This window comes from Chryseobacterium suipulveris, assembly GCF_022811685.1.
GTDB classification, from domain to species: domain Bacteria; phylum Bacteroidota; class Bacteroidia; order Flavobacteriales; family Weeksellaceae; genus Kaistella; species Kaistella suipulveris.
In genome coordinates this window covers 697,550-720,342 of record NZ_CP094532.1, presented here as the reverse complement: position 1 = coordinate 720,342, position 22,793 = coordinate 697,550, and the positions used below count along the sequence as shown (strand labels likewise).

The following is a 22,793-nucleotide window of genomic DNA, read 5'->3' as shown; positions in this document are numbered from 1 at the left end:
AAACTGATTGTCAATTTTTTAAAATTCAGGAAATAGCTCCCTGAAAAAATTCAAGTTTCAAAATTATTAATTTAGAACGAAATAAAAAAAAGAACGTTTTGCCAGCAAGTAACCAGCAACAATTTTCGTGTCTAAAAAAGCCGATTTGTATTAATGATTTTTATTAGTTTAACTAAAGAAATTAGGGGAATGTAAAAGAATTTTACGAAATTTGTAAATCCACAAAAAGTAAAATAATGTCAGAACAAAACTTTCAAACACTCGGTGAATTTATTATTGACAAACAGGAGGATTTTCAGTATTCTACCGGTGAGCTTTCTCGTTTGCTAAGTGCAATCCGCCTTGCTTCAAAAGTTGTAAACCGCGAAGTAAATAAAGCGGGAATTGCCAATATCATAGGTAAAGTCGGCCAGCAAAACGTTCAGGGAGAAGAACAGCAGAAGCTCGATGTGATAGCAAACGACATCTTCATCGAGGCACTTTCTCAGCGTGAAGTTGTGTGCGGAATCGCATCTGAAGAAAGTGACGACTTTATTGAAATCAAGTGCAGCTCCAACGCACACCTCAGCAAATACGTGGTTTTGATCGATCCTTTGGACGGCTCATCGAATATCGACGTGAACGTTTCCGTGGGAACAATTTTCTCGATCTACCGACGAATTACCGAACCGGGAACTCCCGTTACTTTAGAAGACTTTCTTCAAAAAGGAGTCAACCAGATTGCAGCGGGTTATGTAGTTTACGGCTCCTCCACGATGATTGTTTACACCACAGGAAACGGAGTGAACGGCTTTACGCTCGACCCGAGTTTGGGAACTTACTACCTTTCACATCCCAATATGCAGTTTTCGAAGAAAGGCAAAATTTACTCGATCAATGAAGGAAACTATATCAAATTTCCGCAAGGTGTAAAGAACTACATCAAATATTGCCAAAAAGAGGAAGAAGATCGTCCGTATACTTCGCGGTATATCGGCAGTTTGGTATCCGACTTCCACAGAAATATGATTAAAGGCGGAATTTACATTTACCCATCAACTTCTCAATCACCAAACGGAAAACTACGACTTTTGTACGAATGCAATCCAATGGCATTATTGGCAGAACAGGCAGGAGGAAAATGTACGGACGGTTTCAATAGAATTCTGGAAATCCAACCAACAGAACTTCACCAAAGAGTTCCTTTCTTCTGCGGAAGTTTGGAAATGGTGGAAAAAGCGGAGGAATTTATGCGCAACGCAGAAAACCAATAAGAATAAGATTTTAATAACTTTGAGGACGCGATGAATCGCGTCTTCATTTTTTTAAGCATCTGCAATGAAATCAGCAAGTTTTTTTAAACATATTTTAGAATTCAAAAGACCAGGCGGAACTTCTCGCGGTGTACTTCACACCAAAGACACCTTCATCCTTGAAATCTCCGAAAACGGAAAAAAAGGAATTGGCGAATGCGGACTTTTTCGTGGGCTAAGTTTTGATGACGTCCCCAATTACGAAGAAAAACTGCAATGGCTAGTTGAAAACATTAATCAGAATCCAAAAATCCTTGAGCAAGAACTGAAAATGTTTCCCTCCATTTGGTTTGGTTATGAGCAGGCAATCTTAAATCTTAAACACGGGGACAACATCTATTTCCCAAGTGAATTTACCGAAGGAAAAGATTCCATAAAAATTAACGGACTGATTTGGATGGGGAATGTGGATTTTATGAAGGAACAGATTGAAGAAAAACTTGCAAAAGGTTTTGACTGCATCAAATTGAAAATTGGCACTGACTGGAATTCTGAAAAAGAGATTCTGGCCGAGCTTAGAAATCAGTTTCCACCCGAAAAGCTTGAGTTACGTGTCGACGCGAATGGAGCATTCTCATTTGACGAAGCAAAAAGAGTGCTGAAAGAATTGGCGGATTTAGAAATTCATTCTATTGAACAGCCCATTAAAAAGTCCGAAATACGAAATACGAAATACGAAAATTCTTTGATGGCACAACTTTGTGCGGCAACACCGATTCCGATTGCGCTGGATGAAGAATTGATCGGTGTAGTGAATTTCGAAGACAAAAAGCAACTTTTAGAAATCATCAAACCGCAATACATTATCCTGAAACCATCTTTGGTCGGTGGCTTTTCGGGAACTGACGAATGGATTTCCATAGCTGAAAACCTCGGAATCGGTTGGTGGATCACTTCTGCCCTGGAAAGCAACATTGGTCTAAATGCAATAGCACAATACACTTATACCAAAAAGTCAACTATTCCACAGGGACTTGGAACTGGCGGACTTTTTACAAATAATTTCAAAACCCAACTGGAACTCAATGGTGACCAGCTGTTTCTCAAAAAACAATCTTAATTTCTTCTCTTTGAAAGTGTAGTGATTCTATCTATATAACGTCTTTTACAAATATAAATTTCGCGATCATGTGATAGAAATACGCAAGTTTTCTCTTAATCGTTCTCATCAATGTTTTTTTATGCGTTAATGGAAATGGCAATGAGCCAATCCGATGCCAACACGAGTAAAAAATCATGGATCTCATATTGCAAGCTTATGAAATCTCTCCAAAAATCCTTCTTTTAGAACCTGTAACCGACAGACAACCCCGATCTAAATCCCGCCCAAGGTCCATCCATCTTAACATCTGCACCATTTGCGTCGGTTGTGGTTGTATATTTCACCATAGGAATATTCAAATCGTCGATTTCTTTTTTTAGTTCCTGCTGTTCCTGCGCAGTAAGAGGTCGGGAAGAATTTGCCCGGAAATCTCCGCTTCCCGCTCCGTAGTGTCCACCGATAATCCACCAGTCGATCACCCAGTTTTTGCTGCTTCCGAAAAACCACTGTGCTCCAAGGAGCAAACCTGCGCTGTTTCCTGTTGCCTTTCCCGAAATCTTGGTTGGATCCGGCGTTGTAGTATAGTCCATGGTAATGGTTGCGTTTTCTGCATTGACTGAAGTATATCTGTAATAAGGGGCGATGTAGAACCCTTTACCGTAACCTTCACCCAGATAAATTCTCGTTTCAACTGTAAAATTGGTGAGTGCAACCTGCGGATCTTTTACTTCGGTATCTTTCAGGTAAGTGCTTGCAAACGGAATACTTCCTTTTGGCATTGTTCCAAAACCTGCAGTGATCGAAAATCTTTTACTGAGAACACGTTCGTAAGTAAGGTTGATGTTTCGAAAAGCGTAAGCGGTAACATTCGTTTTTACGATATTATTCTTATCAGTCTGTGAAAAAGTCTGCACTGAAAGCAGTATGCAAATCATTGCAACTATTTTTTTCATGATAATTCCATTATTTTTTCATTAACCTTGTAGAAAAGTCGTTAATAACATTTCTATATTTTCTCAGAATGCGGTCCCAATCACGGAACTGTTCGTCAGCTTTTACACTTGTTCCCGCTGCTCCGGATTGCTCGCTGTTTAATTTAACTTTAAAGGTTAGGGGATCAGATTTGGCAAGCTTAATAATTAGTCGGGTTCTAATCGTATTCTGGGCAAATGTCTGTACACTCCATGCAGTGCGAAGATAAGAAGTTTCCTTGTCTGCAACCTCAATTGCATCGAAATAATCAGTAACAATTTGATTAGTAAGCTTCCAGGCGTCGTTTACATTTAGGTCTTTATTAACCTCAATGGCAAAATCAATATTTGCTTGGTCGGTTTTCACTGATGCCTCTTCCGCATCGTCGGGCTTCATTTCGAAATAAATCGATTTAGGCGGTTCGGGTCCCGCTTTTTTCCCACATACATCGACTTCATACCTAAGAAATCCGGATTTCTGCGCTTTTACTTTGTAACACTGGTGCTTGTCAAGTTTGAGGTTATAGCTCCCCGAACTCACATTCTGCCCGTTGACTATAATTTGTGCGTCGGATTCCGATGCATTAATTACTACGTTTTGCGCCGTTAACGGAACAATGAATAAAGTCAACACTAATTTAAGAAAAATTGTTTTCATGATAGCTAATGTTTAGATCAGATTAATGTGTTTCAAATATCCTGAAAAGTTTTTTTAAAAAAAATACCACTTTCGGGTGATTTTACAACAATTTTTCTTTGTCTTTTTTTAGCTTTATATGTATCGAAGTACCTCTGTTATTTGAAGAAACATTGAGTTCACCATGAATTTCCTCAACTCTTTCCTTCATGTTTATAAGACCGTTGCCAGTGACGGAATTTTCCGGAATCCCACAACCATCATCACTGATTACTACATGCAAAAACTCCCCTTCATGGAAAAAGCTAATTTTAACGTTCTTCGCGTTACTGTGTTTATAGATATTGTTCAGTGATTCTTTACAAACAAGAAAGATATTTCTTCGCGACTCTGCATCGATAAGCTCATTTCTATTGATTTTATCCACCTGCATTTCCAATCTGATTCCACTTTTTCGAAGGAAATTCTCAGCATAAACCGAAATATAGTCCACCAAGCTTTTAACGGTGTCGTTTGATGAATTCAGCGACCAAAGAATCTCCCGCATCGAGAGGTTCATTTCTTCGGAAGTCACCAAAATATCGTGTACGTCCTGTTTCAATGATTCGTCGTCAAGCTTTTTCTTGAGAAACTCTGCCTGAAGTTTAAGCGCCGAAATTCCCGCGCCCAAATCATCGTGCATATCGAGAGAAATCCTTCGGCGTTCGGCGAGTATCGACTTTTGTCTTTCAATCTCTTTTTGTAGAAGCTGTTTCTTGATATTTTCTTTTTCTGCCTGCAACTCAATTTCGTTACGGTTTTGACCATATAAAAACAAGATAAAATCCAAAACAATGCAGATCTGCATGACAAGCAGTGAAAAGTTACTGATGAATCGAGGCATTTCGTTATTGATACCCAACGACGCCATGAAATAAGGTATTGAAAGCTGTATCGCACTAATCAATAGAATGAATACACCCATTCTTGCATACTTATAAAACGTTGATTTATAACGCATTAAATACACAAAAACCAAACCAGTCACCAAAAGATCAAACATGGGACCGAAATTTCGGGTAAAGACGCTCAATTTACTAAGAAAAACATAGTCCCAGTTCACATTCACCATAAAATAGAATGCGATCCAAAACGCGCTGCATGCCAAGAGAAATCGTCTGAACCAAAGGTTTTTGTCCCGATCCAGGTAGCTCCAGAAAAAGATATAGTAAAGCCCGGGTTCTATTGCACCCAAAAAAGTAACGTAATTATTGTGGATAAATCCCGGAAAAAGTTTGTTTTCGAAATCTATGAAGTCATATTCCGCCAGATAATAGAATATGTAGAAAAGATTTATTCCCGCAAAAACCAAGAGCGCCAAACGAAACTGCTGCGCGCGAAAACGCGAAAGAGCCAGAACCATCAGACAAAAATGGATGCCAATAAAAAACAAGGTGTACTGGTAGTAATTGAATTCCGATGAGCTGAAGTAGGCATCAGTAAGCGAGAGGTGATGCGTGTAAGTGATAAGATCCAGTTCGGGAAAAAAAACCTGATTCCTATAAAGCGATGACTGAAAATAGAAAGTTTTTTCAGCTCCGACAGGAACATGAATCCGAATATGGTAGAGGTCGCCGTTCTTGGCATGCAGCAAACTTCTGCTAATGTTGAATCCAGTTATGCCCGATTCCTTAAGCTTTCCGTTCACTTTTTCATACACCCTCAGTTTTGCAACATATTCTTTGGCATTAATGAACAATACCGAATCTTTGGAGAGGTTTCTTACCTTCATTACTCCCCAAACAGATCGATATTGTGGCGCCTTCCTTATAGAATCTTTGAATGCGGAGTAAGAAGCGATAGGTTTTGCAGTATTGAAATCCGGAGGAATTGTTGATGACTTTGAAAAATAATAATCCAACGACGGGTTAATGAAAATTGCAGAATCGCTTTCGGTAAATGTGATGGTTTTGGTTTGCGAGAAGAGCGCAGAAAAAAACAGTGAAAACATCAAGATTTTCACTTTCAATAAAGCTATTTTTAACAGGTATTTCCTGCGCATTTTGTTTCGGGATTTCCATTTAATTTTTTCCCCGTAAAAGGTTGATTGCCTCAATCTTATTGCTGACATGTAGTTTCCGGTAGATGTGTCCGATGTGCTTTTTCACCGTGTCGATGGAGACAGTTTTCTTATCCGCAATTTCTTTATAAAGCAAACCTTGCGCAAGCATATCGAGAATTTCTTTTTCAGTATTGGTAAGTGAGTCGAGCTCAAAAACCTTTCTTTCTTCTCTGAAATATTGCAGAACCCTTTTTGCCACCGAAAAACTCATGGGAGCACCGCCGTTGTAAACTTCTTTGATGGACGCGATGATTTTATCCATACTGTCGCCTTTTACGAGATAACCGGTTGCGCCGGCTTTGAGTGATTTAAAAATATTTTCATCATCGTCAAAACTGGTACACATGATAAACTGTGTATTTTCCATTTCTGTTGCGAGGTTGTACACAATATCGTATCCATACATATTGGGCAGTCGGATGTCCATTAAAACCACATTTGGTTCATACCGTTTCAAGTCTGCCAATGCAGATTTACCGTCAAAAAACTGGGCAACGCAGTTCATTTCCGGATCAGCTTCCAGAATCTTCTTCAGCGCGTTGCTGTAATGGCGGTCATCTTCTACTATTGCGACGGTGATGGGCATTTCTCGAAAATAATTTAACAAAAATGGCGATTGATTTCTGGCTGTGCAATTACACAAAAGGGTGATATTGAATATTTGAGAACTGAGCGGGGGTTAATATTTAGTTTTTACAGAGATAAAGTTAATTTTTTTTTTCGAGTTGGGGAATAGCCGAATGTTTTTTTAAAATATCACCCTTTTGTGTAATTGCTCCATATAGAATTTTGATGGAATTTTGTGCCAGAACTACTAACTCTTTTCATAAATGGGGAAATAAATTTCATCAGCATTTTTCATTACCTAATCATTTATTTCCTTACTCCGAGATTGTTGAATTTCGGAGTTTTTTGTTCTAATACATTCAAGTCAAAAATCACCCTTTTGTGTAATTGCCTACTTGTAAATCTTTTACAAAATTTGTAACAGTAACCTATAAACTATTTATCATGAAAAAACTTTTTTTTATTTCGTCCTTGGTTTTAGCTGGATTCTGTCTTAATTCCTGTGAAAGAGATGAAGAAGACAATAATTGTGTTGAAAATGTACAACAGAAAGTGGATATTATGATGACCGCTTACAACAAATTCATCGCGAACCAGAACTATTCTAATTGCTCCGATTTGAAACAGAAATGGTTTATTGCAGTAGAAGCGATGGAAAATTGTCATAATTTTGATGCGACTTACCTTAATCCGATTAAGCAACAGATGAGAGATCTCGACTGTGGTGTGTTCCCGTAGTTTATTCCAAATACTTTAATGAAGAAGTTTGAATAATTTTCAAACTTCTTTTTTTTGTTAATAATTATCGTTACAACTCTCTCTTGGATTCTCAATATCTATAAGTGGCAGTTTAAACCATCTTGCACTTTCAACCGTGAATCCCTAAATTTGCACCTTACAATCCCAAACAATGGAAGAAGAAAAAAAATCACTCAACTTTATTGAGCAAATCATAGAAGAAGATCTCGCAAACGGACTGGATACTTCCAAGCTCCGATTCCGTTTTCCGCCGGAACCCAACGGTTATCTGCATGTGGGACACACCAAAGCAATCTGCATTAATTTTGGTCTGGGCGAAAAATATGGAGCGCCGGTAAATCTGCGTTTCGACGATACCAATCCCGAAAAAGAAGAACAGGAATTCGTGGATTCCATCAAAGCCGATATCGACTGGCTCGGTTTTAAATATGATAAAGAACTTTACGCTTCCGACTATTTCGACCAGCTCTACGATTGGGCGGTTCAGATGATTAAGGAAGGGAAAGCTTATGTTGACGAACAATCTTCCGAAGAGATTACTGCGCAAAGAAAAAACCCTTTCGAGGAAGGAATCGAATCTCCTTACAGAAACCGACCAACAGAAGAAAGTCTGGAACTTTTCGAAAGAATGAAAAACGGCGAGTTTGAAGAAGGCGCAATGTCTTTGCGGGCAAAAATCGATATGAAGTCGCCGAACATGAACATGCGTGATCCTGTGATGTACAGAATCCTAAAAAGACCGCACCACCGAACCGGCGACAAATGGAAAATCTATCCAATGTATGATTGGGCACATGGACAAAGCGATTATATCGAACAGATCTCACACTCACTTTGTTCTTTGGAATTTGAAAACCACAGACCGCTCTACGATTGGTATCTGGATCAGGTTTATGATGAATCCAAGGTGAGAAACAAGCAGCGGGAATTTGCGAGGATGAATGTTTCCTACATGATCACTTCAAAAAGAAAACTGCAGCGTTTGGTTACTGAAGGAGTTGTTACAGGATGGGACGATCCAAGAATGCCAACGATTTCAGGGATGAGAAGATTAGGTTTTACACCGACGTCCATTAAGAATTTTATCGAAAGAGTGGGAGTTGCAAAGAGAGAGAACCTGATCGATATTCAACTTTTGGAGTTTTTTGTGCGTGAAGACCTCAACAAAATTTCTACAAGAGTGATGGCGGTAGTTGACCCGGTAAAACTCATCATCGAAAATTATCCAGAAAACGGAGAAGAATGGCTCGAAACCGAAAACAATCCCGAAGACGAAAACGCTGGAACCCGAGAAATCCCTTTCAGCAGGGAGCTGTATATCGAAAGAGAAGATTTCAAAGAGGAAGCTAACAATAAATTTTTCCGCTTGAAACTGGGTGGAGAAGTTCGTTTGAAATCCGCCTACATCATCAAAGCTGAAAGAGTGGACAAAGACGAAAATGGCGAGATTAAGACCATTTACGCAACCTACGATCCGAAATCAAAATCCGGAAGCGGAACCGAAGAAAGTTTGAGAAAGGTTAAGGGAACACTGCATTGGGTTTCTGCAAAGCACGCAATACCAGTGGAAGTAAGAATCTACGACCGGCTTTTCACCACCGCGCAACCGGATGCAGAAAAGGAAACCGACTTTATGGAATTCATCAATGCAGAAAGTTTGAAAACAGTTCAAGGATTTGCGGAACCAAGTTTGAAAAATGCAGAAGTTGGCGAGCATTACCAGTTCCAGAGAATGGGGTACTTTACCAAAGACCGTGACTCGTCGGAAGAGAAAATTGTTTTCAACAGGACAGTTACGCTGAAGGACGGCTACAAACCAGAATAGTTTTATAAACCCCGTTTTGGGGTTTCCTATTTCAGATTACGCCTTTAATGAAGATATATTTCATGACCGACTCAGAAAAAAGCATCAAGTTTCTTTTTAGTTTTGTAATGAGTTTTTTCATATCCGATGACTTATTTGCTAACAAAATTAGCTTTTATAGACTTCGAAGGTTTTAAAGGAATTTTAAGTTTACGTTAATTAAAATTTCCTTATAAATGCTTTCATAACTATTCAGTAAAATTTTTATAATTATCTTCGCATCAAATTTTTCTATCGAAATGAAAAAAATCCTTCTGTTGATTACGCTCGTTATTTCACTTGCAGTTTTTGGGCAGGAAAGTATCGACTTCCAGAATACCGGATTCAAAGAAATTTTAGCAAAAGCAAAGAAAGAAAAGAAATTGGTTTTCATGGATGCGTATGCTACTTGGTGCGGTCCGTGCAAACTGATGGAAAAAAATATCTTTCCCCAGAAATCGGTAAGAGAATACTACAACGCCAACTTCATCAATTCAAGGTTTGACATGGAAAAAGGTGAAGGACGGGAGATTGCGCGAAAATACGGGATCCGCTCTTATCCATCATTTCTTTTTCTGAACGGCGATGGCGAGGTGGTAATGAAGAGTTACGGCTATATGGACGAAAACCAGTTCCTCTCGCTCGCAAAAGAAGCCAACAATCCCAAATTAAAAAGTGGTTCATACAAAGAGCAATTCGAAAAAGGTGAAAACGATCCGGAATTCCTCATGAATATGATCCGCCTCTATGCCGAAAGCGATTATGAACTTGCGAAGAAAGCTTCCGAGAGGTTTTTTGCCGGAAAAAAAGAACCACTCACACGAGAAGATGTAGGATTGCTGCTTTATTTTCTAAAGTCACCTACCGATCCCAACTATAAAATTTTCACAGAGCGGAAAAATGAAATTGCAAACGTGATGTCGGAAGACGTTTATAACCAGTTTGATGTAAACATTAAGCTATCTAAAGTAATGGAGAATTCTGTAGACCAGAAAACAGGTATCATCAACGACGGGTACTTCATGACAAACGCTGTTCCACTTGTCGGCAAAACCGAAGCAGAAACCGCACTCAACCGTTTGAAAGTTATTTATTATCCGAATATCGGGAACTTTGGCGGTTACGAAAAAGCTGCTTTGGAATATTACAAAAAATCGGAAAACTTTGATCCGGAGGAACTTTTGAAAGCAGCATGGCTGTTCAGTGAACATATCGACAACAAGGAATCTTTAGCAAAGGCATCGGAATGGGCAGAAAAATCTGTCATAAAATCTGAAACCTCAGAAAACACCTATATTCTAGCAAAGCTTTATTCTAAGATTGGAAAGACCGAAAACGCCAAAATGTATGCAGAACTCTCCATGCACCTTGCTGAAACTCAGGGAAAAGACGCTTCTTTAGCAAAAAAATTACTTGAAAATTTAAAATAATAAGGTCCATTGAAAAAGTTCATTTTATTTCTTGCGGTTTGCCTGTTTTCGTACGCGAATTCCCAAGTAAAAGCTTCCGAAGATCAAAAAAAATTATATGCAAAAGCAAATGCAGTCTTTTTGCCAATTGGAGTAGTGAATGCTGGAATTGAACACCAGTTAAGTAACAAGTGGACAATGCAGGAAGAAATCTTTATTTCTCCATGGAAGTCTTTTGCAGGGAAATATGCGCAAGTTTACATGGGCGGAGTTGAAGGAAGATATTATTTCAAGGAAGCTTTCAAACATTGGTATATTGGCGGAAATATTCATTTTGCCAGATATAAATTCCAAAAATACAATTATTGGACTGATGAACCCTACCAGTATGAACCCCACTCACCGATTTACATCACGTCAAATCTTTACCAGGACGGTTATGCTATAATGGTGGGCGCAACTGTTGGTTATCAATGGCAAATTAATGACAACTGGAATTTGGACCTATTCGTAGGAGGTGGGCATTCCGAAGGATTTTATAAGGGTTTCGACAAAGTCTCGGGTGCGAGATATGATACGGATCCCACAAGAGAATACAACCGCAGTGGAGAATGGGTTCCCTACAAAGGAGGTTTAATGATTTCTTACCGACTGAAATAATGAACATCAAGAGCAAAAAATTTCTAGTTGTTGCCGCGATTACCTTCATCATCCTTTTCCTGATGAACTATATCGGTAATGACCAAGCCGACAAATTAGAACGGGCATTAATGACTGCGGTTGCAGGTGTAGTAGGATTAACCATAGGGATGTGGTTTGTGTACAAAAACTCCAAAGACGACACTCATCACGATTTTGATTGAGACAAGGTTGCAATGTAGCATTCGGCATTCGGCAATAAGCTTTTAGCGGTTTGACGTTGTTGCAATACTCAAATTTCAAGTTTCAAATTTCAAGTTTCGAGATCATAACTGAAGAAAAAAATTCACTCGAAGAAATTCACAGCCAAGCGAATTCACCATTGAATTTCGCTCATCTATCACTTATCACTCTCCAACTCTCCAACTCTCCAACTCTCCCAAACAAAATCTCCTCAACTTTTTTTACCTTTGCCGCATGATAAAAATCGGCAATATAGAACTGCCTAAATTCCCTTTGCTGCTCGCACCGATGGAGGATGTGTCGGATCCGCCTTTTCGTCGGCTGTGCAAAATGCATGGTGCAGATTTGATGTATTCTGAATTTATTTCTTCGGAGGGTCTGATTCGCGATGCAATGAAGAGCCGAAAAAAACTCGACATCTTCGATTACGAACGACCCGTCGGAATTCAGATTTTTGGCGGGGATGAAGAAGCGATGGCACTTTCTGCAAAAATTGTCGAGACGGTAAACCCCGATTTGGTGGACATAAATTTTGGATGTCCGGTAAAAAAAGTCGTATGCAAAGGAGCAGGAGCAGGTGTCTTGAAAGATATCGATTTGATGGTGCGGTTAACGAAAGCAGTGGTCAATTCCACTCATCTTCCAGTGACGGTGAAAACGCGTCTCGGTTGGGATACGGAAACCATCAACATTATGGAGGTTGCCGAACGTTTGCAGGAAGCGGGCATCAAAGCTTTGACCATTCACGCAAGGACCCGTTCGCAAATGTATAAAGGCGAAGCGGATTGGGATTTCATTTCTAAAGTAAAAAACAATCCCAATATTGAAATTCCGATTTTCGGAAACGGAGATGTAGATTCCCCAGAGAAAGCCCTTGAATACAGACAAAAATACGACTGCGACGGAATTATGATCGGTCGTGGCGCCATCGGTTACCCGTGGATATTTAACGAAATCAAACATTTTTTTGAAACGGGAGAAAAATTGCCAGCACCGACCATTACCCAACGATTGGAAGCAGTTCGGCAACATGCAGAATGGAGCACCGAATGGAAAGGTGAAAGACTCGGATTGATTGAAATGCGACAACATTACAGTAACTACTTCCGCGGAATTCCTCATTTCAAAGAATGGCGAATGAAGTTTTTGGAAGTTTTCACCCTTGAAGAAATGGATCAGGTAATTGCCGAAGCCGATTCTTTTTATCGGGAAAATACTTTTGTATAAATACATTAATTTCAGCTCAACATTAGAACATGACCGAGTTTCAAAAATACATCCAGCGTTACCTCGACCTTATTCCTACCCAAAATTGGTTGGAGCAGATGGAAATCACAGGTAGCGAAACCGAGCTTTTTTACCGTGAGCTTACCGAAAAACAAGCCGATTTTGCTTATGCAGAAGGAAAATGGAGTTTAAAGGTTCTTCTGCAACATCTTATTGATTCCGAGAAAATCTTCCATTATCGGGCACTCCGTTTTTCCAGAAATGACAAGACTGAACTTCCCGGTTGGGATGAAGAACCGTACGGTAAAAACAACAACGTTTCCCGTTACGAATTGCATGAGTTGGTTAACGAGTTTTCCTGGGCGAGAAATCTGACCATCAGTTTTTTCAGCAAACTTGACCCTGAAACTCTTCAAAGAAAAGGAATTGCAAACGGGAATGAGATTTCTGTAGAAACCCTCGGAAAATTAATTGTGGGCCACAATATTCATCATTTGAACATTATTAAGGAGCGGTATATCCCTTTGCTCAATGATTAAATATTGATGACGAAATAAATTTTGGCTAAAGCCAATTGAACTTCACGAAAATTTTAAACGGGCTAAAGCCCGTTCCTAGTGATAAATAGAAATGATGAAATGTGTGCTTGAGAATAGGAAGAACTTAAACCCTATTTTCTATTGGCTTGAAAAAATTTTGAGTTGAAGCAAGTTTCCATTGAATTTTAGAGACGGTATATTTTTCACATCAATTGGGATTGGATTTCGCAAGTTTTTTTAAAGAATAGACAAAATCTAAAACGAAATCCTGTTCTATTAAATATTAAAAAATCAATAGAGAACATCAATAGGGACGGGCTTAAGCCCGTCTTTTTAGGGGCAATCTAATTGGCTTTAGCCAAAACCTAATATTGCCATTTTCAAAAAACCAATTTTCTTCAAATTCCTAAAGAAAAATTCCAAAACCACAATCGACCGAATAATAAAAAAATGTATTAGAATCGTTGAGATTACTATTCGAATGAACAATGTAGAACATCGGGTATCAATTGCGGCGGGCTTTAGCCCGTCTTAATAAAGGCGATTCTCTTGGCTTTAGCCAAAACTTAAAATTTTGTTACATTTGAAAAAACTAATCGCGATGCCATTTATCAAAATTTATTTTCATATTGTTTTCTCAACTTTAAACAAAAAACCTTTCCTTAATTCAAAAGAATTACGAATCTCGGTGTGGAAACATATCAAGGAAAATGCAAAGAAGAAAAATATTTTCATCGACATGGTTAATGGTTACCGAGAGCATTGTCATTGCCTCGTTTCTTTAGGTTCCGACCAAACTATAGAAAAAGTGGTACAACTGATCAAGGGCGAATGCTCACACTGGATTAACAAAAACAATCTGACAACAGAAAAATTTTCTTGGCAAGATGAATACTTAGCTGTTTCAGTTTCTGAATCTCACATAGAAAGAGTGAGAAATTATATCAAAAAACAAGAAGAGCATCATACTTTGAAATCATTTTCAGAAGAATATGATCAGTTTATCAATCATTATGGTTTTAGGATTCTGAAATAGGTTTTGGCTAAAGCCAAATCGAAGAGCAAACCAGAAGGCGGGCTTTAGCCCGCCCCTATTGAATAATCCTAATCCAAACACATCCAGTATAATATTAATCTCTTCACCACAAAATGCTAAAACTAAAGAAATTTGACAAAATATTAAAATGGCTAATTCCGATAGTTATCGGAACCGTTCCTATTGAATAATCCGAACCCATCCATCAAAGATTAATCCCTTCATTACAAAATGGAAAAACTCATTGAAACATTAAAATCCGGCGGAACCCTACTCTATCCTACCGACACCATTTGGGGAATTGGTTGTGATGCCACAAATGTAGATGCCATCAACAAAATTTTCGAAATCAAGAAGCGGGATAAAACCAAGTCAATGATTATTCTCGTGGAAAGCGAAAAGCGGCTTCAGGATTTGGTGGATGTTCCCGAAATGGCGTGGGAAATCATCGACCTTTCCGAGAAACCTGTCACCATTATTTATGACAGTCCGAGAGGTTTGCCAAAGGAACTTCTTGCAGAGGACGGAAGCATCGGAATCCGGTTGGTAAAAACAGAATTCCTGAAAAAACTGATCTCGAAACTCAACAAACCATTGGTTTCTACTTCCGCCAATCTGAGCGGTGACAGATCGCCGATGAAATTTAGCGACATTTCCAAAGAAATTATCAACGCAGTTGATGTAGTTGCCGATGAAGATCACGACAAAGTTTCCGAATATTCCGGCTCATCCGTGATTCGCGTTTGGAACGACGGGAGAATTAAAGTGATTAGGGAGTAAAGGTTGAGGTTGAGGTTGAGGTTGAGGTTGAGGTTGAGGTTGAGGTTGAGGTTGAGCTAGATTACTTTTCCTTGTTTAGCATTTTCTTATACATCGAAACCCAGTTTTCGGGTGACATTTTCTTTGCCAATTCTGCGATCAATTCAAGAGGAATTTCGTCCGGCTTTTTAAAACGGATGCAGGATTTTCCCATATCCAGCTTTCTTTTCGAATGTTTTGGATATTCTGCGACAAACCAATCGTAAAGTTCAGGATTTGCATAAATTCCCATGTGATAAAGCGCGATAAAGTTTTTCTGCGAAGCCATTCCCATAAACGGAAGCGGTTTCCCCGGTGTACAGTGATAACCCGCTGGATAAGTTTTGAGCGGCACATCCCAACCAATCATCCCGTAAGATAAACCGGTTTCAAAACCTTCCGGCAAGTTCTCGGCAATCGTTTCGAAGAGCTTCTTGAAAGCGGATCTTCTTTCTTCAGGGACTTTCTCAAGGTATTCTTTTATACTGTCTGCAGGAATTGTCATGCTCTAAAATATTGATTTAATGTTGGCGATTTTCTTTAGAAATTATGTAACATCCCGTAATACAATTCGTCTAATAGGGGAAAGCTACTTTTCAAAAATAGCATAAAATCACAAAATAATCACTTATCTTTAATCAAAATTTTCCTTAACCCCTTAAAAACCAAATCTATGAGACGAGTCTTTTTATTCATGGCGATGGCGCTGTTTTCAGCAGGTGCAGTTGCGCAGACTAAATCAACGAAAGCTGCTTCCGGAGAAGTCCCAATTATCGACCGAAGCATTTTCTTCGGCAATCCCGAAATTTCCGGTGGGCAACTAAGTCCGGACGGAAAGTTCATTTCGTTTATGAAAGAATATAACGGAATCATGAACATCTGGGTAAAAAAATTCGACGAACCTTTCGATAAGGCACGTCGATTGACCAACCTTGAAAGACCAACCGGAGGATATTTCTGGACTGAAGACGGGAAATATATTCTTTACGTAAAAGACAAAGGCGGTAACGAAAATTACAATGCCTATGCAGTTTCACCGACTGCAGCTGCGGATGCGAAAACAGGAATCCCCGAAAGTAGAAATCTCACTCCTTTCGACGATGCAAGAGTCCAAATCTATATGGTGAGCAAGAAAGATCCAAACGTAATGATGATCGGGCTTAACAACCGCGATGCGAAATGGCATGACCTCTACAAAGTTGAAATCAATTCCGGAAAACTGACCAAACTCAACGAAAATACCGACAGAATCAGTGGCTGGATTTTTGACTGGGACGAGAAACCACGGCTCGCTCTCAGAAATCCTGAAGACGGTTCTACAGAGTTTCTTTCCGTAGGAAACGACGGGAAATTCACCAAAATCTATTCGGTTTCCCCGTTAGAATCGGCTTATCCGCTTGCATTTACAAAAGATAATTCCAGAGTATACGTGGAAACCAACAAAGGTGCAGAAACAGACCTTACGAAATTGGTACTCATGGATCCGAAAACGGGAGCAGCTACCGATTTCGAACAAGACCCACTGAAGAAGGTGGATTTGTCTTCCGCTTCATTCAGTAACTTGACCAAGGAACTGAACTACACTTCCTACTTCGACGAAAAACCGCGCATCTATTTCAAAAACAAAAAAATGGAAGCCGACTACAATTTTCTGAAGTCAAAATTCCCGGGAGCTGAAATCGCGATTGCAAGCCAAACGAAAGACGAGCGCAAATGGCTCTTCACCGCGCACGGCGACACCAAAGTTTCCACAGTTTATTTCTTCGACAGAGATTCCAAAAAAATCACCGAGCAATATACACCTCGTCCGAAACTGAAACCTTATGAGCAGTATTTAAGCCCGATGACACCGATCACCTACAAAAGTAGCGACGGACTTGTAATTCCTGCCTATCTGACTTTGCCTAAAAATGTCGAGGCCAAGAATTTGCCGCTTCTGGTTTTCCCTCACGGCGGACCTTGGGCGAGAAGTTATTGGGGGTTCAACTCCTATGCGCAACTTTTTGCAAACAGAGGATTTGCAGTTCTTGATCCTAACTTTAGAGGGAGTACCGGTTACGGCAAAAAGTTTCTTGATGCCGGAAATCTTCAGTGGGGCAAACTCATGCAGGACGATATTACTTGGGGCGTAAAAGATTTGGTTGCCAAAGGAATTGTGGATCCGAAACGTGTGGCGATTATGGGCGGAAGCTACGGTGGTTACGCAACTTTGGCGGGGCTTACCTTTACTCCTGACCTTTATGCAGCCGGAGTTGACATTGTAGGACCAAGTAACCTGTTCACGCTTCTTGCAACAATTCCTCCGTATTGGGAAGCAGGACGAAAAATCTTCACCCTAAGGATGGGCGACGAAAGTACGGAAGAAGGCAAAAAACTCTTAACACAGGCAAGTCCGCTTTTCCATGCTAAAAATATTAAGGCACCTTTAATGATTATTCAGGGAGCAAACGACCCACGAGTAAAACAGCCGGAAAGCGACCAAATCGTGATTGCATTGAGAGATTTGAAACGCGATGTGCAGTACATTCTCGCCGAAGATGAAGGACACGGATTTGCAAAACCCGTAAACAATATGGCGATGATTGCAGCGGCAGAAAAGTTTTTGGCAAAATATATCGGAACCCGTTATCAAGCGGAAATGCCGGATGACGTTGCAAAACGACTGAAAGAAATGACCGTTGACATCAACACCGTAAAACTTGCAGAAAAAGTGGACGTAAAAGTTCCGGCATCTCTTCCTGCGTTGAGCGGCGACTTCTCGGCGGGTACATATAACTACGATGCAAATATCGCAGTGATGGGACAAAACATCAAAATGGACGTGACCAGAACTGTGAAAAAAGACGGAAACAACTGGGTAGTTCTGGATGAAGCCACTTCACCTATGGGAAAAATGAGTGACGAAGTAACTTTTGGTAAAAATTTCGAACCTGTGAAACGTAACGTCGTTCAAGGACCAGTAACGATGGCAATGACGAAAAACGGTAACGAAGTAAAGATCAGCGCAATGGGTAAAGAAATTCCTGTACAGCTTGCCGGAGCTTATCTAAGTGAAGGAGCGGGTGCAGATATGATTCTTGCAAGACTTCCACTGAAAGAAGGATATACAACAAGTTTCTATACGGTCGATCTGATGACGATGAAACCGAAAACGTGGATCCTGAAAGTGGAAGGAAAAGAAAAGATCAAAGGTATCGACACTTGGAAAGTGGTAGAAACCAATGCTGAGAATCCGGCAGAAAAAATGACTCTGTGGATTGATCCTGCAAGAAAAATCGCGGTAAAAACAGAAGCGGTACTACCAGCAATGAACAATGCGGTGATGACTTCTGAACTGAAGTAATACCAAAACTAAAACTCTTAACAAATTCCGGAGCTGCAAAGCTTCGGAATTTTTGTTTGCTATTCATCGCCACGAATGCACGAATTATATTTGTGTATTGATGAAATCCAGTCAAATCTTTGCGATTATTCTCTCGCAGATTTCAGGGATCGCGCAGACTTTTTTTGCCACAAATGCACGAATTATTTGTTCGTGCATTCGTGGCTGTTTTTTAGCAGAAAAGAGATCCGCGAAATTTGCGCAATTTGCGAGAAAAATTTTTCTTGCATTCAAGCGAAAGCTTAATCAAGCCGCCTCTGGCGGATAATACTTTGCAACCTAATAATAAAGAGAAACTTGGATAAAATCTTTGCGGTTTTTCTCTTCCAGATTTCAGTGATCGCACGGATTTTTCTTGCCACGAATGCACGAAATAATTTATTCGTGTATTCGTGGCTGTTTTTAGCAGAAAAGAGATCCGCGAAATTTGCGCAATCTGCGAGAAAAAGAAATTGTTAGCAAAGAAAAATTCCGAAACCTTCAGCTTCGGAATTTCTTTTTATTTCTTCAGATATTCGTCAAAATAATCGGTGACTTTCTGCATCAGGTGCACCCTGTCTTTCCCAAGAACATTGTGTTCGTGACCAGGATAAACGAAATAGTCGAGCTGCACTCCATTGTCAACCGCCGCTTTCAGAAACTTCACGGAATGTTGCCAAACCACCACATTATCCTGCGCTCCGTGAATCATTAAAAGGTGACCTTTCAGGTTCTGAACTTTATCCAAAAGATTGGCCTGCTTGTATCCATCGGGATTTTTCTGTGGGGAATCCATATATCTTTCGGTATACATAATTTCATACATATTCCAGTCGATAACGGGACCGCCCGCAACTCCTACTTTGAAAACTTCGGGATGTTTCAGCATAAAGCTCGTCGTCATAAAACCGCCGTAACTCCAACCGTGGATTCCCAGTTTGTCGGCATTCACGTAAGGAAGAGATTTCAAATATGCAACTCCTTTCAGCTGATCGTTCATTTCCGTTTCTCCCAAGTTTCGGAAAACCGCCTGTTCAAATTTCAGTCCGCGGTTTGCAGAACCTCGTCCGTCCATCGTGAAAACAACATAGCCACGTTGCGCCATGAACTCGTACCACAAATTTCCTGAAGCCGGAAAAGAATTCGTGATCAGCTGAAGATGTGGACCATTATACAGATAAACAATCGCAGGATATTTCTTATTCGGATCAAAATCCGTCGGTAAAATCAGCTTCCCATAAAGCGGAGTCCCGTCATCCGCAGAAAGTGTAATATTCTTGATTTCTGGTCTTTGGTAATTTTTCAGGGTATTTTCAGAAACAAGAATATTCTTCGATTTTAAAGTGTTGGTATTAATGAGATTCACGATTCTTGGAGTGGTCGCATTTGAGTAAGAATCATAGATGAAATTCCCGTCCTTGCTCAAAATTCCCGAATGCATTCCCGATTGCTGACTGATTCTGTCGGTTTTGAAAGTGTTCCAGTTTACTTTGTAAAGATGTCTCTCCATCGGACTTTCCTGCGTGGAAGCATAAAAGATCTCTTTCTTTTTTTCATTGAATCCCAGGAAATCCGTCACGATCCAATCGCCTTTCGTGACTTGGGAAACCAAACCTTTCTCGAGGTTGTAATGGAAAAGGTGGTTGAATCCGGTGCGCTGACTTTGCCACAGAAAATCAGTCGTCGAATTCGGGAAGAATATCAGTGGATGTTGTGGTTCAACGTATTTATCTGACTTTTCCTCAAAAATAGTTTTTATGAAATTTCCAGTCGAAGCATCGTACTGATTTATTCTCAAATCATTTTGATCTCGGTTTAGAACTCCAATGAAAACCGTTTTAGAATCAGGGTTCCAGGTAATTGCAGTGAGGTATTGCTCAGGATCGCCTTCAGTATTTACAAAAGTCGTTTTTCCGGATTTGATGTCATAAATTGCTAAGGTAACGTGGTGCGATTTCGTTCCCGCCATCGGATATTTAATATTCTTGTTCGTGGCAGGCGTTGTGCTCCAATCGATGATCGGATAATCGTTCACCATCGTTTGATCCATTCTGTAGAAAGCGATTTTGGAATTGTCGGGTGAAACAAAGATTCCCTTGGTAATCCCAAATTCCTGTTGATGCACCGTTTTTCCGTTAACGATGTTTTCGTCCTGATCATTGGTGATCGCGGTAATCTTTCCGTTTTTATTAAGGTAAAGGTTATTTTTAATGGTATAAACAAAACCACTGTTGTCACTCAAGAGTTCAGTATTCTCGGCATTTTCGTCGAGTGAAGTCCAGTCCTTGATTTTCCAGTCTTTCCCAGACTTTTCAATCCAGAAATATTTGGAGTTTTGGGTAAAATATCCTTTGTCTTGGTTGATGAAGGTAATTCTCGGGAACGATTTCAGTTTATTCTCGGCAGAGAGATTTTTATTCAGTTGGGTCAAAGAAACCAGCGTGTCCTGTTTCATGCTCTGAACTTCCGTCACGAGATAGCCATTTTTCACACTTTGGTAAAATGCTTTATGGTCGCCGCTCCACGAAAACTGAGAGATGTTTTTCACGGCAAGATTGCTGCGGAGTCCGTTTACTGCTTCAGCAATGGTAAATTTTTGGTTCTGGGCAAAAAGAAAACTTCCCGAAACCATGAATAACAAAGTAATTTTTGAAAATTTCATTTCTTGAAAATTAGAGTGCTAAAAATAAGAAATAAAATCGAAATGTTAAAAAACGTTAATGCCTTTTGGAAGAGGGAAGCAGGGAAGCTGGAAGCGGAAATCTTGAAAACTAAAAATATTCTTGATTTCCATAAATAATACCCGCAAAAGGATCTTTGTCAGATTTCGGCTGGTTCCATTTGTATTGATGAGTCCAGTACGCCACTTTCATCGACAGAATTCCCAGTCCCGCTCCGAAAAGCACATCGGAAATATAGTGTTTGTTATTCACCATCCGCATTGCACCGACTCCGGTCGCCACTCCGTAAGCAGCATATGGAACCCATTTGTGGTTTTCGCCGTACTCGATTGCGAGCATCGTTGCGCCTGCAAAAGCATTCGCGGTGTGTCCTGAAGGAAAAGAATATGCAGTTCCATCGGGTCTTGTAGAATTTACTGCACGCTTCAAAACGTAAACCAACCCGAGATTGATGATCTGTCCTTTAACCATAATTGCTGTACGGTTTTTCCAGTCGGTTCGCGGAGTCATTCCCAACCATTCGAATCCATAAACCGCGGCGAATGGTGCAAACTGCGCATAATCGTCGATGTGATTTCCGAATCCTAAAAGCTGTTCATGCGTCTTAGTTGCAATTTCGCTCTTTACCGAGTTTTGTCCGATGCCGTTCAAAGCAATTCCCGAAACCATTAAGCCAAGAGGAATATAGGCCTTTTTGTATTGAAAGGTAAATCGTTGATTCTCGGTTTTAATGCCGTCATTCTCTTGCGAAAAATTCACAAAGAAAAGATTGAAGACCAGCAGAAACGAAATTAGTTTTTTCATCAGTTCTGAAGTTTTGGCAAAAATAAGAAAAGCTTTTCCGGATGAGTTAAAATATATTAATTATTCGGACTTGGTTTTTATTTGGAGTAAATTTACAGAAATGGCTGCGAAACCATTTCTTATCCTACATCAATGTCACAGGTTTTTTGCCGCCATATCTTTGCACCAGAAAATTTAATCATTAACCAATAAAAGAAATATTATTATGGCAACTAAATGGAATTTAGACCCAACTCACAGCGAAATCACTTTCAAAGTAAGACACATGATGATCTCTAACGTAAAAGGAGAATTCAAAAACTTCAACGTGGATCTGGAAAGCGAGGACGACAACTTCAAAAACGTAAAAGCTCACGCAGTAATCGATACTGATTCTATAAGCACCAACAATACTGACAGAGACAACCACCTGAAATCTGCAGAATTCTTCAACGCGGAACAGCATCCGAAAATTACTTTCGACGCCAATTCGCTGAACGACGATATTACAGGAAACATCACCATCAACGGTGTTACCAAACCAATCGAACTGGAAGTAGATTTCGGTGGAATCAATGTGGATCCGTGGGGACAAACCAAAGCAGGTTTCTCTTTCGAAGGAAAAATCAAGAGAAGCGATTTCGGACTCAACTGGAACGCAGCGCTGGAAGCAGGAGGAGTGATGGTTTCCGACGACGTGAAAATTGCAGGTGAACTTCAGTTCGTAAAAGCGTAGTTTTTTCGTTTGATTATATTTGAGGTCGTTTGATTTGGTTTGATAAAGTTGATGCTTCATCAGAACATTTCAAACGACTTCAAAGTTTTTCAAACAACCTCAAACCATTTCAAATCACATCAAACAAGT

20 protein-coding genes are annotated in these 22,793 nt (G+C 39.9%); 13 read left to right on the top strand and 7 right to left on the bottom strand.

Annotated elements, in window-relative coordinates:
* The first annotated feature begins 236 nt into the window (after positions 1-236).
* Both fbp and MTP09_RS03365 read left to right on the top strand, forming a co-directional pair.
* Positions 237-1,253, top strand: a complete 1,017-nt coding sequence (fbp, locus tag MTP09_RS03370; RefSeq protein ID WP_243550562.1) for a class 1 fructose-bisphosphatase — start codon at positions 237-239, stop codon at positions 1,251-1,253.
* Between the two features lie 64 nt (positions 1,254-1,317).
* On the top strand, positions 1,318-2,352 hold the full coding sequence (locus tag MTP09_RS03365) for an o-succinylbenzoate synthase (RefSeq protein ID WP_243550560.1): 1,035 nt from the start codon (positions 1,318-1,320) through the stop codon (positions 2,350-2,352).
* Positions 2,353-2,576: 224 nt separating this feature from the next.
* Here MTP09_RS03365 and MTP09_RS03360 read toward each other — a convergent pair whose 3' ends face one another.
* The 4 genes from MTP09_RS03360 to MTP09_RS03345 form a co-directional block, all read right to left on the bottom strand.
* Positions 2,577-3,287: a DUF3575 domain-containing protein gene (locus MTP09_RS03360; protein ID WP_243550558.1), complete on the bottom strand. Its 711-nt coding sequence runs from the start codon at positions 3,285-3,287 to the stop codon at positions 2,577-2,579.
* Positions 3,288-3,297: 10 nt separating this feature from the next.
* Complete coding sequence (locus MTP09_RS03355) at positions 3,298-3,963, bottom strand: hypothetical protein (RefSeq protein ID WP_243550556.1); 666 nt, start codon at positions 3,961-3,963, stop codon at positions 3,298-3,300.
* Between the two features lie 82 nt (positions 3,964-4,045).
* Positions 4,046-5,944, bottom strand: a complete 1,899-nt coding sequence (locus MTP09_RS03350) for a sensor histidine kinase (RefSeq protein ID WP_243551575.1) — start codon at positions 5,942-5,944, stop codon at positions 4,046-4,048.
* Between the two features lie 58 nt (positions 5,945-6,002).
* On the bottom strand, positions 6,003-6,629 hold the full coding sequence (locus tag MTP09_RS03345) for a response regulator (RefSeq protein WP_243550554.1): 627 nt from the start codon (positions 6,627-6,629) through the stop codon (positions 6,003-6,005).
* A gap of 425 nt (positions 6,630-7,054) precedes the next feature.
* On the opposite strand from MTP09_RS03345, the gene MTP09_RS03340 reads away from it, so the two are divergent.
* From MTP09_RS03340 to MTP09_RS03300, 9 genes are all read left to right on the top strand, one after another.
* Positions 7,055-7,348 carry a hypothetical protein gene (locus MTP09_RS03340; protein WP_243550552.1) on the top strand — a complete coding sequence of 98 codons (294 nt, stop codon included), beginning with the start codon at positions 7,055-7,057 and terminating at the stop codon, positions 7,346-7,348.
* A gap of 172 nt (positions 7,349-7,520) precedes the next feature.
* Entirely contained in the window at positions 7,521-9,194 is a 1,674-nt protein-coding gene (locus MTP09_RS03335) for a glutamine--tRNA ligase/YqeY domain fusion protein (RefSeq protein WP_243550550.1), read from the top strand.
* Between the two features lie 278 nt (positions 9,195-9,472).
* Positions 9,473-10,642: a thioredoxin family protein gene (locus MTP09_RS03330; protein ID WP_243550549.1), complete on the top strand. Its 1,170-nt coding sequence runs from the start codon at positions 9,473-9,475 to the stop codon at positions 10,640-10,642.
* Between the two features lie 9 nt (positions 10,643-10,651).
* Positions 10,652-11,281: a DUF3575 domain-containing protein gene (locus MTP09_RS03325; protein ID WP_243550548.1), complete on the top strand. Its 630-nt coding sequence runs from the start codon at positions 10,652-10,654 to the stop codon at positions 11,279-11,281.
* A complete protein-coding gene (locus tag MTP09_RS03320; RefSeq protein WP_243550547.1) occupies positions 11,281-11,484 on the top strand; it encodes a hypothetical protein in 204 nt (67 codons plus the stop codon). The genes MTP09_RS03325 and MTP09_RS03320 overlap by 1 nt, the downstream gene beginning before the upstream one ends.
* Before the next feature lie 253 nt (positions 11,485-11,737).
* Positions 11,738-12,730 carry a tRNA dihydrouridine synthase DusB gene (gene dusB / locus MTP09_RS03315; RefSeq protein WP_243550545.1) on the top strand — a complete coding sequence of 331 codons (993 nt, stop codon included), beginning with the start codon at positions 11,738-11,740 and terminating at the stop codon, positions 12,728-12,730.
* Between the two features lie 29 nt (positions 12,731-12,759).
* A complete protein-coding gene (locus MTP09_RS03310; protein ID WP_243550543.1) occupies positions 12,760-13,269 on the top strand; it encodes a DinB family protein in 510 nt (169 codons plus the stop codon).
* A gap of 601 nt (positions 13,270-13,870) precedes the next feature.
* Complete coding sequence (locus MTP09_RS03305) at positions 13,871-14,305, top strand: transposase (RefSeq protein ID WP_243551573.1); 435 nt, start codon at positions 13,871-13,873, stop codon at positions 14,303-14,305.
* Between the two features lie 231 nt (positions 14,306-14,536).
* Positions 14,537-15,085 carry an L-threonylcarbamoyladenylate synthase gene (locus MTP09_RS03300; protein WP_243550541.1) on the top strand — a complete coding sequence of 183 codons (549 nt, stop codon included), beginning with the start codon at positions 14,537-14,539 and terminating at the stop codon, positions 15,083-15,085.
* Positions 15,086-15,146: 61 nt separating this feature from the next.
* Here MTP09_RS03300 and MTP09_RS03295 read toward each other — a convergent pair whose 3' ends face one another.
* Positions 15,147-15,608 carry a DUF1801 domain-containing protein gene (locus MTP09_RS03295; RefSeq protein WP_243550539.1) on the bottom strand — a complete coding sequence of 154 codons (462 nt, stop codon included), beginning with the start codon at positions 15,606-15,608 and terminating at the stop codon, positions 15,147-15,149.
* A gap of 168 nt (positions 15,609-15,776) precedes the next feature.
* Between MTP09_RS03295 and MTP09_RS03290 the strand changes: the two genes are divergently transcribed.
* Positions 15,777-18,446, top strand: a complete 2,670-nt coding sequence (locus MTP09_RS03290; RefSeq protein ID WP_243550536.1) for a S9 family peptidase — start codon at positions 15,777-15,779, stop codon at positions 18,444-18,446.
* A gap of 538 nt (positions 18,447-18,984) precedes the next feature.
* On the opposite strand, the gene MTP09_RS03285 is transcribed toward MTP09_RS03290, so the two are convergent.
* Together MTP09_RS03285 and MTP09_RS03280 are read right to left on the bottom strand one after the other, a co-directional pair.
* On the bottom strand, positions 18,985-21,126 hold the full coding sequence (locus MTP09_RS03285; protein WP_243550534.1) for a S9 family peptidase: 2,142 nt from the start codon (positions 21,124-21,126) through the stop codon (positions 18,985-18,987).
* A 109-nt stretch (positions 21,127-21,235) separates the two neighbouring features.
* A complete protein-coding gene (locus MTP09_RS03280) occupies positions 21,236-21,949 on the bottom strand; it encodes a phosphatase PAP2 family protein (protein WP_243550532.1) in 714 nt (237 codons plus the stop codon).
* A gap of 205 nt (positions 21,950-22,154) precedes the next feature.
* On the opposite strand from MTP09_RS03280, the gene MTP09_RS03275 reads away from it, so the two are divergent.
* Complete coding sequence (locus MTP09_RS03275; RefSeq protein ID WP_243550529.1) at positions 22,155-22,664, top strand: YceI family protein; 510 nt, start codon at positions 22,155-22,157, stop codon at positions 22,662-22,664.
* The last annotated feature ends 129 nt before the right edge of the window (positions 22,665-22,793 follow it).

What these genes read in the sequence shown, in the direction of transcription:
- MTP09_RS03320 (WP_243550547.1), top strand. Translation starts at nt 11,281, where the DNA reads ATGAACATCAAGAGCAAAAAATTTCTAGTTGTTGCCGCGATTACCTTC.
- MTP09_RS03295 (WP_243550539.1), bottom strand. Translation starts at nt 15,608, where the DNA reads ATGACAATTCCTGCAGACAGTATAAAAGAATACCTTGAGAAAGTCCCT.
- MTP09_RS03285 (WP_243550534.1), bottom strand. Translation starts at nt 21,126, where the DNA reads ATGAAATTTTCAAAAATTACTTTGTTATTCATGGTTTCGGGAAGTTTT.
- MTP09_RS03355 (WP_243550556.1), bottom strand. Translation starts at nt 3,963, where the DNA reads ATGAAAACAATTTTTCTTAAATTAGTGTTGACTTTATTCATTGTTCCG.
- fbp (WP_243550562.1), top strand. Translation starts at nt 237, where the DNA reads ATGTCAGAACAAAACTTTCAAACACTCGGTGAATTTATTATTGACAAA.
- MTP09_RS03360 (WP_243550558.1), bottom strand. Translation starts at nt 3,287, where the DNA reads ATGAAAAAAATAGTTGCAATGATTTGCATACTGCTTTCAGTGCAGACT.
- MTP09_RS03310 (WP_243550543.1), top strand. Translation starts at nt 12,760, where the DNA reads ATGACCGAGTTTCAAAAATACATCCAGCGTTACCTCGACCTTATTCCT.
- MTP09_RS03280 (WP_243550532.1), bottom strand. Translation starts at nt 21,949, where the DNA reads ATGAAAAAACTAATTTCGTTTCTGCTGGTCTTCAATCTTTTCTTTGTG.
- dusB (WP_243550545.1), top strand. Translation starts at nt 11,738, where the DNA reads ATGATAAAAATCGGCAATATAGAACTGCCTAAATTCCCTTTGCTGCTC.
- MTP09_RS03365 (WP_243550560.1), top strand. Translation starts at nt 1,318, where the DNA reads ATGAAATCAGCAAGTTTTTTTAAACATATTTTAGAATTCAAAAGACCA.
- MTP09_RS03335 (WP_243550550.1), top strand. Translation starts at nt 7,521, where the DNA reads ATGGAAGAAGAAAAAAAATCACTCAACTTTATTGAGCAAATCATAGAA.
- MTP09_RS03330 (WP_243550549.1), top strand. Translation starts at nt 9,473, where the DNA reads ATGAAAAAAATCCTTCTGTTGATTACGCTCGTTATTTCACTTGCAGTT.
- MTP09_RS03340 (WP_243550552.1), top strand. Translation starts at nt 7,055, where the DNA reads ATGAAAAAACTTTTTTTTATTTCGTCCTTGGTTTTAGCTGGATTCTGT.
- MTP09_RS03345 (WP_243550554.1), bottom strand. Translation starts at nt 6,629, where the DNA reads ATGCCCATCACCGTCGCAATAGTAGAAGATGACCGCCATTACAGCAAC.
- MTP09_RS03300 (WP_243550541.1), top strand. Translation starts at nt 14,537, where the DNA reads ATGGAAAAACTCATTGAAACATTAAAATCCGGCGGAACCCTACTCTAT.
- MTP09_RS03275 (WP_243550529.1), top strand. Translation starts at nt 22,155, where the DNA reads ATGGCAACTAAATGGAATTTAGACCCAACTCACAGCGAAATCACTTTC.
- MTP09_RS03290 (WP_243550536.1), top strand. Translation starts at nt 15,777, where the DNA reads ATGAGACGAGTCTTTTTATTCATGGCGATGGCGCTGTTTTCAGCAGGT.
- MTP09_RS03305 (WP_243551573.1), top strand. Translation starts at nt 13,871, where the DNA reads ATGCCATTTATCAAAATTTATTTTCATATTGTTTTCTCAACTTTAAAC.